8 protein-coding genes are annotated in these 13,727 nt (G+C 53.5%); all 8 read right to left on the reverse strand.

Annotation, left to right across the window (positions count from 1 at the left end; translation table 11 throughout):
• Positions 1 to 86: 86 nt before the first annotated feature.
• Positions 87 to 995, reverse strand: a complete 909-nt coding sequence (locus tag V6S97_RS06070; protein WP_334426273.1) for a hypothetical protein — start codon at positions 993 to 995, stop codon at positions 87 to 89.
• A gap of 119 nt (positions 996 to 1,114) precedes the next feature.
• Positions 1,115 to 5,104, reverse strand: a complete 3,990-nt coding sequence (locus V6S97_RS06075; RefSeq protein ID WP_334426274.1) for a PIN domain-containing protein — start codon at positions 5,102 to 5,104, stop codon at positions 1,115 to 1,117.
• A gap of 459 nt (positions 5,105 to 5,563) precedes the next feature.
• Positions 5,564 to 8,017: a DUF4238 domain-containing protein gene (locus tag V6S97_RS06080; RefSeq protein WP_334426275.1), complete on the reverse strand. Its 2,454-nt coding sequence runs from the start codon at positions 8,015 to 8,017 to the stop codon at positions 5,564 to 5,566.
• Between the two features lie 111 nt (positions 8,018 to 8,128).
• Entirely contained in the window at positions 8,129 to 9,574 is a 1,446-nt protein-coding gene (locus tag V6S97_RS06085; RefSeq protein WP_334426276.1) for a TniQ family protein, read from the reverse strand.
• Positions 9,571 to 10,521: a TniB family NTP-binding protein gene (locus V6S97_RS06090; RefSeq protein ID WP_334426277.1), complete on the reverse strand. Its 951-nt coding sequence runs from the start codon at positions 10,519 to 10,521 to the stop codon at positions 9,571 to 9,573. The genes V6S97_RS06085 and V6S97_RS06090 overlap by 4 nt, the downstream gene beginning before the upstream one ends.
• Positions 10,518 to 12,785: a hypothetical protein gene (locus V6S97_RS06095; protein ID WP_334426278.1), complete on the reverse strand. Its 2,268-nt coding sequence runs from the start codon at positions 12,783 to 12,785 to the stop codon at positions 10,518 to 10,520. The genes V6S97_RS06090 and V6S97_RS06095 overlap by 4 nt, the downstream gene beginning before the upstream one ends.
• A gap of 9 nt (positions 12,786 to 12,794) precedes the next feature.
• Positions 12,795 to 13,538 (reverse strand): hypothetical protein, encoded by a 744-nt coding sequence (locus V6S97_RS06100; protein WP_334426279.1) that lies wholly within the window; start codon positions 13,536 to 13,538, stop codon positions 12,795 to 12,797.
• The gene (locus V6S97_RS06105) at positions 13,535 to 13,708 is read right to left on the reverse strand and encodes a hypothetical protein (protein ID WP_334426281.1); all 174 of its coding nucleotides are present in this window, start codon (positions 13,706 to 13,708) and stop codon (positions 13,535 to 13,537) included. The genes V6S97_RS06100 and V6S97_RS06105 overlap by 4 nt, the downstream gene beginning before the upstream one ends.
• Positions 13,709 to 13,727: the final 19 nt, after the last annotated feature.

Consider the following 13,727-nt stretch of genomic DNA (forward strand, 5'->3'; position numbering starts at 1 on the left):
CTTGAACGCGAAAAATACTGTAATAATACATCCAGAATCCCTAGAATGCTCAAAGCTACAAGTCATAGGAACAGACGTAAGGAAAATTAGACGTCTCGTGGTGGAGAGACCACGACAGTAACGGATGAGAGCCCATTGACCCCTGTGGAGAGGTCAGATTGCAATGCAGTTGCATTTTTCAGTTTACATTCCGGATCATAGACCAAGCAAACAACGTGCTCCACACGATCATTAGCTCCATAATCTAAAAAGTCAGTCGCCAATTCTTGTTTAACCTTCTTATTGTCAGTAGATTTTCGGACGAACTTCAGTTCCACCATGGTATGAATGTTTTTCAGGTAGAACTCGCAACGAGCTGACGTTCCCGCCACGGACGGATTCCACTCCTCATCGCGAATATCGGCAAAATACGATGCTAGGATTGCTCTAAAGAGATATTGGCAATCCCATTCGTCCTTCGGCTGAATTATCTCCCCACCGTGGGGATGAGTTTTCAAACTCAACACTGCTTCGTGAAATCTTCGCGCGAGGCCAGCTACCAACATGACGTCGCTAACCTCTGGGGAGATATCTTCTGGGATTGGCCTCTTCGAGATCACATAATTTATCGTTGCAAGGTGATGCTCGACCATTCTTTGGGCACTTCCGACAAGAAACGGAGGTCCGTCGACGTTATTGGATTCGCGATATGCTTTGTCTTCGCTTTCCAACTCGGCTTCCATGCCTTTGACGAACAGCCGATACTCGTTGAGCTTCCGCTCAAAATCCTCTGGTGACGCGTAGGAGGCGCTAGGAACTGTGGGATTCTCGACAAACTCACTCGAAAAGTGATATAGAGACTGGATAATGTTCTTACATGGCGAATACCAATGCTCTAGCCGTGCGCGATGATACTGAGGTATCTCTTTCATTAGGTCGTTGAAATCCTCGTGAACTGCGACACGTGCATCTCTGAGATACTTCAATGCCCACAGCGCCCAGTCCATCTTGTCCATTTTTGCCTTCCGCCCTAGAGATTATTCCGCAAAACGGCAAAATCGCATCCGACAATTAAGAACTCATTAAGTGCTGGAGGTTGCCCTTAGCGGGACAGACCACCTGTTCAACAATCAACTCAGATTCCAGTCAGTCCCTCCACTGCTCGAACGTTTTGAGAGACAGCACCTAGTCCTTGAATTATCGCCATCGCAGATATGTCTGCGGTCTCGCTGAGAAACAGCCGCTGAAGTTGGATGACCGGTGTGGCGTCCAGGAAGTGGCCTTTCATCCACTGGATGAGGTAGCTGCGCGCCCTTCCTGGCAGCTTGTTGTAGATATACCAGAGAAGATAATGGCACTCCTCGGAACGTCCTCGGACCACGCTCTCCAGAAGCATTCCCAAGGTCTTTTCGACGTGCAAAGGCGGCGTTCGAAATTTACCGAACGCCAGATTTGCGAAGTCGACTATCGTGTCTGCATGCGATTTCAGGTCAGCTCTTGGGCCACCAATGTATCTCAGCGCCGCCGACATCTTCGCCCAGTCCGTGGTCTGGCCATCACCGGCCAAGGTGTAGATTGTAGGTCCATTGAGTGACACGAAGTCGTGCTGAAGATCGGCAAGCTGAGCGACCCAGGATGCGTACTGTTCAGGATTGATGCCGCCCTCACGAAGAGAGAATTCGATAATCGGCTGCAGCCATGTTGTTTTGGCCGCCCACAGCTGCTCTGCCCACATTCGGTAATGGTAATCTTCAGAAATCAGCACATAATCATTGCCAGCGACCGCCGCCGGGTTGAGCGGCTCGGCACCGAACATCTCAGCAAGTTTGTCAGCCAGACCATCGGTGGACGCTGGTGCGTCTACCGCGACGATCTGGCATTCCCTCTCGATCAGTTCGATCTTTTCGCGCACAAAATCGCGTCGTGCCTCGAAATCTTCCCGGGTATGGATATGGCGATAGAACTGACCGTCGCGCCATACCATGGACATCGACTGGCGCTCGCTAAACTCTTCCTCGCCCAAAAACGCTTGCAGATCGTGAAGTACGGAACGGGGAATGACGACACGATTGAAGACGTCCCTCAAAACACCGAACAGCCCCAAAACTGCAACGGTCCACGCCGTGTAAGTGTCTAAGACGGCTCCTGCGGCACGGTGTCGTTCTATGATTAATAGCGCTTCAGCCCGCTCGGCGGGTTGCCCCACGCAGGTATGGATGTCGTGTCCCATACCCCGCAGATAACCCACAAACCAAATCGGGTCTCTGTGGAGATGAGCGGCAACCAACGCCAAGGGCGTTCGTTTGTCTGTGTAGAGTTCAGCGACGCGGTTGAGGTTTTCGGCGGACTTTTTCACCTGGTCGAGGACGGGAGTGATATCGTCACCCTTCATCGTAAACCGACTGATACCGTTGACCCCTGGATACCAGTTTTCGAAATTCTCCATGATCTCGTGAAAGAGCCAAAGATACTTGTGTTTCACCTCCTTGATGGTCCAGTTTTGCTGCTTCTGAAAGCTGTGGATCATCTCGAAGCTGTATCCAGCCGGGTGCCCAATTGATTGCGCTGCAAATGGATGTGTTGGAGACAGCAAGCCATCGCTGACATTGTCCTCCTCGCCTTCAATCACGAACCAGAGATTTTTATCGTCGCTATTGTCGAGAAGGAAAGCAGTGTCCTCCCCGACGATGGATACGCTCGGTATCGCGTCATTATCGAAGGCTCGAAACATCAGGCCTGAATACTTCAGCGCCACATCGGGATCGTTTCGATGTGTCCGCGCCAGATCGTACCCGAGCTTAAGGGCCTCCTCGGTCCTTCCGACCCCAAGCAGTTCCTGAGCGACTGCCATTAGGTAAGAAGGGACGCCGATAACCTCGCTGATCGATAAATTGCGGAGCAGTTCTTCCGCCTCGGTATCTCTTCCTCCTTCCCTCAATATGGAAAGCAAGAGAAGAAGATCGTCGGCCCGCTTGCCCGGAAGGGCGTCCCGCATACACTCCTCTGCGGCCTTCAAGTCGCCGCGAGCGTGCTGAAGGAAACCCTCGGCGTGACGGTACAGTGGTAATTGCCGGATAAGGCGAGGAAGGCTCTTGAAGAAGTTAACCCCCCTTTGACGTGGCGGTCGCTCATTCGCCAAGGCCATTGCCAGGTCTCGTAGCTCAGGGCTGTCTAGCTGCAGATCAACGTAGCCCAATGAGAGGTCGACAACATCGCTCCAGAAATGGCGTCTCCGAGCATGCTTTGCGAGCATATGACGGCCGGAATAGTGTGTGTGTTCTCCAACAAGGCTTTTGGCTTTCTCATATGCCATGTCGGCGATCTGCTCCTGCTGAAGCATCATGCCAAAGTCGGCAATCACGGTCAGGCCGCGCAGATCATCAGGGGCGGTATCAAGAACTAGCTGAAGTCCAGCGGCAACATCTTCCTTTGGTCCATTTGCAATACGTGCCAGTTGAGTCGCGACGCCAAAGGGCAACCTCTCCGCCTCAGGAAGTTTTGCAACATCCTCATCTGTATATGCACCAAGCTCTTTCCAGTTCCCTGTTGCCAGAAGGAACTGGCTCTGGAGCAATTGCTTGCTCGGAGACTCTTCCAGTTTTGGAAGAAGCGCTCCCAGATCGAGGTTCGATGACCCCAATTCCAGCGCAACGATGGCCGCTCTGAGAACGAAATCCGGCGAAGAGGCTCCATAGTTTATGCCTTCTTGGGCCCTGTCAGCTGCCTCGCCGAAACGGCCTAACATCCTAAGAGCAAGGAGGAGATTTGCTAAGCAGGCGAACGCTTCTTCAGTTGCGCCACCATCAACCGCCTTTGCATCGTCCCAAATGCTCCGAAGGACGTCCGCAGCATTCTCAACCTTCGACCGTACACTGGCGGTCAATATGCCGGTTCGGGAGAAATCTGGATCAGTCGTGGCTTCATCCAGCTCGGCCTCTGCAACGAACTGCCGTAGATAGTGCTCCTCAGGGAATTTCTCGAACGCAGCACGCGCAGTCTTTTGCCAATCGGGAGCGTTCCTGCTACGCAAAAACTCGACATGAGCGACCGCCACTGAAGGTTTCTCTCGATGCTGCTGTGGTATCAGCGCAAGTGGATCGACAATAGCGGGATCGTTTTTCGCCGCTTGTACAACATTGGCAGAAAGATACTCGTCTGCTTCAACGTCGATCAGGTTTTTCCGGCCTAGCTCAAGAACCTCTTCCCACCTGCCCTTGAGGAGGAGACCAAGCGCCATGTTCGGGAGAGCCTTGGGCTCATCCGGAGCGTGATCATAAGCATCGAGCAGCATATCGGCAGCATCGTCGATCCGACCAACTTTCAGAAGACAGTTTCCAATATTCGCCTTTATGCGGAAAAGGATTCGTCCCGAAGCCTCCTCTTTGACCTGATCTAGTAGCTGTTCAAAGAGAGTAAGCGCCTCTTTGGGCTTACCCCCATTTGCCATCTCACGATATCCGTCAATCTGCCTGTCGAAATGAAGTTCGACCAGAGCAGTTTGCGCTGTTGGTCCTCCCAACTGTCGTTCAGTGACCGATGTTTCAATGCGTATCAGTCGTCGTTCCATTTCATGGAAACTCCGGCTCTGCGATGCCCCAATATCCATAAGGACAGAGGTGTTTTTCTCCTGCCCTTCCAAAAGCATTTTTGAATGAGTGCCAAAGGTGGGATCGAACGCGTCCAAGGCCTGTGGATGCTTCGCGACTTCATCGGAAATAGTTCCCCATCCCCAAATGTAAAAGGCTATGTGTAATCCCTTTTTTGCTTGCTCTGCCGCAAGCTTCCTTGCAAGAGCCTGGAGCTTTTGATCGTCGTCAGCCGTTGTCAGGATGTAGTATTCGGTAGGGGTTGGTTCGAAGGTCAGCGCCTGGTTGAATTCGTCGCGGACCTCCTTCTCAGTCAGTTTTCGGTTGCCAGTTTTCAGCTTGCACTGAAGTCCGACCAGTTGATCTCGCTTCCTGTCGCGATATCCGTAAAGGTCAACGCCTTTTTGCTTCTGGCCGCGCCGTCCCACTTTCTGAACACTGGGATCGTTCAGAATGCATTTCCACAGAACGACACAGTTGTCTTCAAAATCCTGTTCTTTGGCTGGCTTGGAAATCTGCGTGCCTGTGGTAGCGGCCATATTGACCCTTATGCGCTGAACGTCTGTCCAGCGCAGTATGACTTACATAAAGTTGTCCGTGCAACCACATCAAACCTTAAGCCACAACTTTGTTCTTTCTCTGTTCCAATCACACCGCAGCGATTGAACACCGCCCAATTGATCGATGCGATGTTTCTGCAGGACGAAGCTGCTCTGTTCGTTCCGAGCCTGAAACCGACAACTTCACGCCGAGATGCGTGATTTGATCGGGGACTCTCATCGCGCTCAGATCACAGCCGCTGCGATTGAACACCTCACGCCAATTGGTCGACCGTAAAATTTGACACCTGCCCCACTGCATTCCGAGCGGACTTTTGATCTCATTCCTGACGATAAGATCGAATGGCGGGATGAAAGTAATCAAAGAGCGCCTGATGTCAGGGATGGACCCGTACGAAGCAGTTAGGAAGTAGGCCTCTGGGTGCAAACGACCGCTAATCACAACAGGTTTTGCTCATAGGCTTCCGCATTGAGCGTTTCCATGAAGAAAGCCATAGGGACGCTGTCCAAATGCTGCTCCGCCCCTGACGTCAACAACATACGGCTTACGTTGATGTGGTTCAGACCTCCTTCTGGCATCAAGCATTGTATTCTGCCCATGGTGGTATACGCGGTGGTTTTCTGAATCAAAGTCTGGCTGGCGCTGTTAACGGCGGCATATCGAGCCGCTATCTGGCTTTCGAGTTTGTTCCTACGTCCGCGCTTTTGAGTGGAGCGCGCAAAATCATAGATGTCCTGCACCATCCCTCGGTGGGCAGACATTTCCCCTTTCAGCCTCATCGCTGCCACGACTCCGCTATCACAGATAAAGCGATGAGGCTCCGTCTCCAGCCGACTGCAGAAGGTTGGCGCAAGTGAAAGAGGCAGGCCCATGTTCCGTTGCTGCGCGCCTTTAAGCTCGTGCCACCTGTGAACGCTGTCGGTCACAATGAATGCCCCTGTTGCTCGGGCGAGGTAGATCGTCATCTCGAAGTTTGGTGCCATTTTCAGCATTTGAAGAATGCCGCCATTTTCTCCGGGCTGGACAATGCCGTCATCAATAGCCGCAAAGGGGTCCTCTTCCCGCATGCGCATCTGGAAAGCTAAAAGTTTGTCGATTTCGGCCTCATCTAAATCGGGTATCGCCTCCTTGATCTGCGCGCGCCGCACACTCTCAGGCAACGCACTCATGCCCCGTTTGAAATTCTCGGCCATGAGCCATTTGGTCCTGGCGTCCATAGCTGGCATGCTATTCAACCACCGAGACCGCTCTTGAGCGAGGCTCATCATCTGACTACGCAGATGCGGGTCGAAATTGCACGGATCGGGGACCAGATTAACAATACCAGCCTCAATTAGCGGCGCTAACGTGATGAGCAGAAATACACTTTTCAAGAAATCTTGGTGGAACCGCGCGGGATGCTCAACGGGGCTGAATTCTTTCTTCACTGTCCCTGGATGAAGGAATGGGTGTTCTATAAATAGTTCCGGAAAATACAGGCAGCTGCCAATGGCAAACTCGGCGATCAGTTTCGGCTCGATAACGCCGGTATACACCGCTCGGGCCGTACCGTCTGGCTTGGGCAGCAGGCTTAAGATATCGGTCTCTAGAGGCCATAGCGCCTCGTATACGGAATAAACACGCGCAATTTTATCGTCGGTAAGTTCGCGACGGACCTCAACCCAATCCTTTTCTTGATTCAAGCCAAGGATGTTCAAGGCAGCATTGATCAGGAAAATGTTTCGCTCACGAACACTCAACTCTGTCCATGATGGGCGCAGCGAGACCGCTTTATTCTTGCAGCATTTTTTGTATTTCTTTCCAGAGCCGCATCCACAGGGATCGTTTGCTCCTAGCTCGTGCTCCGACACATGCTTGGTCAGGAATTCTCGCTCTTTCTCTGTCCGTCCGAATTGATCTTGATAATAGACGTCGCCGTTCTCGAATTGGGCGTATAGCTCCCCGCCAAAGCCTATCCGACCGACTTCTGGCGGCAGCAACGTGAAACGCAAATCGCTCCATTTGTCATCAACCACCTTCTCGGGAAAAAGCCATTCTTCCTTGCCAGCTGCGATGTATCGGTTGGCACGGGCTTTCATGATGAAGTTAATACGGGCTACGTCCAGACAACTCAGTTTACGGGAACGTATGAATGCGTCAGTGCGCACCATGGAGTTTCTAAAGTTTCTCGCGAATGTTCTTTTTTGCGTAGGGTCCACCTTCTCAGGGGAATTTGCGTATTCCAAATTCGTGAGGATCAGGCAGAGATTTTTGTTCAACGGAAAGATTGTCTGGCTGGCCTTCAACGCGACAGCTGGGTCATTCAACCCAGCGCACAGTTCGTGTTCTGGTGGAACAGCGTAATTGTAAATGGTGACGGGATGATCCGTGACGATGAACTTGGTCTCGGACTCCTCAGCCGAAACGATCTCTCGGTATCCCTCGGTCCAGAGCGTGCAATTTATCCTCTGGATACCCTGCATTTCACGCATCAACTCGTTTTGTGACAGGGTCGAGTAGTGCTGCTTCAACCAGCCTAATCCTTTGGGCGTCCGCAATTTTTGAGCGTCGATATATTCGAAGAACTGCTGGAAATGCTTCATCCAAAGTCGAACGTCATCCCCTATGAAGGCCTTGACAGCTTTCGATCCCCAGTCGTCAATTGGACCAAAAAGCTTCCGTTCAATTTCATCGTTGATCGCGTCACCAAAGAATGTTGTGTAAAGATCAGTCTGATAAAAACACTGCGAAGTGACCGACTTGAATAGGCTCTTTTCAGGGAATGTTCGCCCATCAGGCAGCACAATGATATTTGGCCGCATGTCGAGGTATCTATAATGTTTCTGGCCTTCGTCAAAAAAACCTTGTTGATACCATTGAGCGACGTAGTGATTGTCTCGGGTCTTCGACATGTTTCAACTCTGCTGATCTGAAGCATATTAGCTATGGGAATCAGCGAAACGCAATCGCCGTTGCTCGCAGAAAGTGTTCTCTGCAGAGAGGACTAATGCCGAGAGATGGGCTTAGTATATGACGCGAACGGCCCGAAAACCTCGCTTCCCATTGTCGCCTCGAATGCAGTGTAATTCGCCGCTCATCACCTTCACTGCGGCATCGCCCATACGCAACCCCTCGTTCCGTGCGAAGGTGGTGAGGGACCGCGATTTTGCGTGCTTCATCTGTGGCAAACCACCTGTGAAGTCCAAGAGCTTCTGGATGTCGCCGACCAAAAATCGGTGGCCCACCGGACCGTCGCCGATAATATTGCCGAACGACCGGAGAAACCTTGCATCAACGAGTGGCTGAATGTCCTGTGAAGCCATACCCAATGCCGTTGCTGCCTCGACACGGGTCATCATTCGACGCACGTGATGTTCGATAGTGTCTGCCTCTACGGGATCGAACTTGACCGGCGCGCGGTACCATTCCCGTTCAGGCAGAAGCCCAAGTGCGTCGGCCACCGCAGGCAGACCTTTCCTGTTCACCCCAATCCGAGCAGCCAACTCCGTCAACCCGATCTCTTGCTTCAAGAAATCATCGGACAGGATCGGGTTCACGGCCCCGCGAGCTTCGAGTGCGAGGGCCTTGCGAATTGCGGTCTTGATAACCCCGGCGATCTTTCTGTCCTCCAGGGCATTTTGCTGAATCCGGACCCATTCAAACACAATGGTCCATCCACGTGTCTTCATGGCAACTGGCACTCGCGCACGAATCCAGGCTCGCAGCGTTTCCACCAGATGAGGGCCGTCGCGGTTCAAAGCCTGGAAGCCAACTTCCGTCGCATCTGACGGCATTTCGGGCAGCTCGGCCGACCAAGGATTGCAGAGCAACCTGCCGATGATATCGCAGACCTCGATGACCGTACCGGCGTCGCAAGTATCAACAAGTGGCGCAGACGACCTGTCGGCGAAGCCCAGGCGACCAAGGAGGTAGGTTTCCAGCGTTGCGCCCGAAGCATGAACAGCCATAGGGCGACCGAGAACCTCGCCATCGGGTGAGATATCGAAGTTTGGCCACCACCAATGCAGCGTTTTGCCATTGGTGCACGTGTCGACCAATGCCGTCCCGTGGAAAGGACACCGCCTGATCGCCTGGATATCCCACCAAACCCGATGAAACGGCTGCTCGTGAAGGCAACCGGGACACCAGCGACGCCTGGTGTAGGAAAAATCGCTGTAACGAAATATCTCATCGCACAGCATCACTTTTGCGCCGTTACGCCTTGGTGTCGCACGACGTAACCTGTTCAAGCGGTCAGCCGACAGAGGAAGCTTCTCGATAACGTCCAACAGGTGCTCAGGGCTAACATTGCGAGCCCGTACATCGATCCAGTCGCTGTACGACGTTACGCTCGTATGCCCTTCCGCTGAAACCAAACGGGCATAGTATCCGTGGGCAGGTTCCGTCACCTGATTGATGACATCCCACCTGCTGAATGGTGCGGTCCGCAAATCGAAGGCAATCGTCATTGGGCCTGGACCTCCGCAAATGGCTGGAAAGTCCTCCCACTCGGCAACCGATCTTCGGCCGCAGAACGGAGGTGGTGGGGCATGATGCAAGCAGAATCGTCGTTGATGGCCTCGTACCCTGCGGCAATGACGATATTCATCGCCAATCCCAGAGACCCATCGGTCATCTCCAGAAGGTCCGGCAGATAGCGCTTAGCGGCAAGGTCGGACAGTTGCCGGAATGGCAGACGCTGGTCCACTCCATGCAGAAAGATGCGAAACTTGTTGCGCCCCTCGGGGGTTTTGGGATCGAAGCTTTCCACGCGGTAACGCGGAAATCCACCGCGTCCCTTCATCTGGAGATCGGCATCCATCGGAGCCTCGATACTAGCAGGGCCAGCCAACAGCACATTGCAAGCATTGGCCTGATCGACCAGGTACTTGATGAGTGAGGCATACACCGCACGCCGCTTGCCAGCCGCCCCGAACAGGCAATGTGCGTCGTCAATGATCAGCAGCTTCGTCTTGCATTCGATCAGACGCCTCGCAGCTTTCGAGTTCATCGATGCAATGGTCAGCCGGGGAACGGCAGGAACGCCGGTCATCATATAAATCTGTTTCCCGAGTTCCAGGGAATCCCAGTCTTGACGGGCCTGGACGTAGACGACGTCGTGCTCGAAGCCATTGTCGGTCAAACGAGGCGGAAATTGCCGCGCAAAGTTCTGCAGGATGAACGTTTTGCCTGACCGGTATTCACCCAGCAGTCCTGCTATCCATCCGGTATCCGGCTCCCCGCCCTCTACGGGACGATGAAACTTCATGATCTTATCGCTGATTTCGACGAATTTCTCATAGGGATAGAGCACGTTCTTGATCATCGCCTGCCGGGTGGCCGCAGGCAGGCTTGCAGCCGCCCGTCGCTCTTCGTCGGTCTCGAACGCCTTCGTGTGAAAATCCGGATAAATCATGCTTTATCATCCTTACGCTTGAACAAATTGGAGATGTCGTCATCGTCCTGGCTCAGGTCGAACGAGTATTTGCGGCCGTCCTCTTGGCGCGGTGGCGTTACGTCGGGAGCGGGAGACGTCATGGGACGCGGAGCTGGTGAAACCGGCTGTACCGCTGGGACTGCGTTCACAACCGTAGAAAGGCTCATCGGCACCGAACCCGAAGGATCGTTGTGATCGATTTCGACAACGCGCGTACGCCGATACTTGTTGGTGGCCCTCGCATGGAATTTTGCCAGTTGCTGGCGAGACCGCCTGTTCACTCTGATCTTGTTGATCTCTTCCAGTTTGTCAGCGAAGTCGTTGTAGGCGCTTCTAAAATCGCGAGCGTCGCGTTTCTGCTCTCTCAGGTATTCCATAACCTTCTGATGCTGGTAGAGCCGCAGCCCCTTCGCGTACCAAGCGTCAGCCTCCTGCACCGGAACCTCTATGATCTGGCCAGTGTGGTGGTTGAGCAGGAAAATATGGTCCAGGTTGCTAGGGTTTCGCCAAGCCTTGTACTTGGTGGACTGAACACCTGGCACCGCCGTCCTGTTTTGTGCGTCAGCTTGGACGATGATCAGGTCGGGATGGCAGTAGATAAGATTATCCCACCACACACAGCCGTCGCGGACGCTCACGTCCTTTGTGTTACCGATCATTCGGGTGATGACATCAGGATCGATAGGACGCCTCGCCTGGGAATGGCGAATTCCATTATCCCAGAGCTGGTTCGGAATCCCGTCCAGGGTTCTCAGCATTCCAAGGCCCTTATGCGGGTTCACATGATAGTCGCTGCAGATGTACCGGATGATGAAATCGTTCAGCTCGGACAGCGTGAGCATGGGGAGATCGGAGTTTTTGCCAGCGAACGAGTCGCGTTCTTTCGGACTTCCTTTTGTCGATCCGGGCAGATTGTGGATGATGTCCTGGTTCATGGTCTGAAACAGCCGCTCGACAGCGCCTTTTTCCCACGGATGACCTGGTCGGTATTCGATCAGCTGGATTCCCAATTGCGCCAACGAGTCACGCACATGGTCGTTGATCAGCGCCATGTCATTATCGACGCCGAGCCTTCGGAAGGTGCCGTACTGCTTCCATTCTAAGCCAGGATACTGCGACATATCCTTCGGGCCGATGGCGTGCACCAGACCTTCGAGGAAATGCTCGAACGAAGCCCCCTTAAAGCTAATGGAGTACCCAAGGATCGAACCGGTTTTTCGGTCGCGAAAAGCGATGAGGTGGGGACGCCCATAGATAATCGGTCTCTCATCGTCGACCACAACGATATCGATGGGTGTGAAATCGACGTCGACAATGTCGAGCGGATGATCCGGCAAGGCTTGAGTGATGTAGATATTAAACTTTTGGCGTGCGTAGTCCACGCCGCGTCCCCACAGCGCCCTCTGAAACCTATCGATGGCCCCCAAGCGCCGCTGAAGGGTGTGGTCGCTTGGTTCGATCAACACGCCTTTCTCGTTGCAAAGTTCCTTCAACAGGTGGCGATTTGGGCGCTCATGCAACGATGCCAGAAAGAACTTCTTGACGTCCCGCCAGTCTCCTTTGTCGAGACGACAAGCCTTTTCGACGGCATCTGCCATCAGGTTCTCAACATGCGCACCAAAATGGTCTCGCTTGTTTCCAGAGCTTATGCCGGGAGACAACGCCCCGACGATGTCAGACGAAGCCTGCAGATAATTCTCGATTTTCTCTCTGAGCGTATTGTACGAAGGTGGGCGGGTATCGCCCCGCACCAATGCGTGGGCCTTTGCGACGCGCTCTATCAATCCCCGTTTTGGTTCTACACCTTCACGCTCCGCTGCGCGCAGGATGGCCTCTACATAGCTCAGATAGAACTTGCCTTTGGCCAACTGGGCATCCGTATATCGGAAGGCAGCACCCGGCGCATTTACGTTCAATCGTTTGCCGTTTTCCTGCCTCAGCCGCCGGTGTGTTTCCAGAAAGACGAGTTGCGACGTAGTCAGATGCACGGTGCTCTGGGTCACGATATTGTTCATCGCAATCACGACGCCGAAGCGGTCATCTTTCGAGCAGGATTGCACCATGTAGTATCCGATGCGCATCCGGTCGCCCGACCAGATGTTGTACCGGGTGCCCGCCGCCACATCATACTTTTGCTGGAACTGGCCGTTTTCAGGCAACGGCAAGTCAAGTTCGTCTGCCGTCATGATGACCGGCAGGGATTCGGGATTCAGGAATGCACCAGGATGTTCACGGATTGACATGCGGCGCTCCTAACGACGTTCGAACAGCAGAGATGAATCGTCGAAGGGCTTCGAATAATCGATGTCGATTTCGCCCTTGCTGATCATCTGCATGATGGCTGTGAACACGCGATCAACCTCCTCCAAGGATCGCTGGCTTATGACGTGACCGAGAGGGTCCAGGACCTCGAATTTGACGCCAGACACTTTCACCTGCCGACGGACCGCAGAGATGGTCGTTGGCAGGTCGACGATCTGAACGGCCCGACGAACAGCCATGAGCGCCTCATCGTCAGAAACATGCAGATGTGCCCACATCACTTTCAGGTTCGAAAAGCGCGGCTGAATGTAGATCGTCCGCTCGTCGAGCAAGGCATAGTTTGCGCCGAGTTCGTTCCTCGTCACCTGGACCAGATTTGCGGTGCGATCCGCAATCCACGGCCGTTCCAACTGTATGTTGTATGGCTCGTAGTCGATGTAGATGCGCTCTCCGTTGCGCAACTCCACACCCATCTGAAAGGTATGGTCTCGCATGCAGAAGACAGCCTGATCCTGGTTTGAGGGGTATTCGATCCGGATCGGGTAAGGCAGGATGCGGACGACATCCGGATTAGTGTCCAGATGGTACAGGCCGTCCATCATCAGTGGCGATTTCGTTCGCACGTAGCCACCCTGCACCTTTTTACTCGGAAAGATGCCAGGCAGAGTTTTATGCATGACACGGCGCGGGGGCTCGAAAACTGGCGCGCTCCCGGGTTCAAATCCAGTTTTCATTGTGTGCCTCCCTTGCCCGAAGACACAGGGAGACGGTGCTGGGCAGAGTTCGCGGCTTCCTGCAGCTCAGCTATTTTCAGGATCAGTTCACGGGCAATACCGAGGGCGACGACCTCGGTAGGTTGAACGGGCGTTGCGCCACGCAAGAATTGAGACACCGGATACTTCATGGCATGCTCCATCATTGGC

The organism is Agrobacterium sp. CCNWLW155, from assembly GCF_036888815.1.
In the GTDB taxonomy this organism is placed as follows: Bacteria; Pseudomonadota; Alphaproteobacteria; order Rhizobiales; family Rhizobiaceae; genus Agrobacterium; species Agrobacterium radiobacter.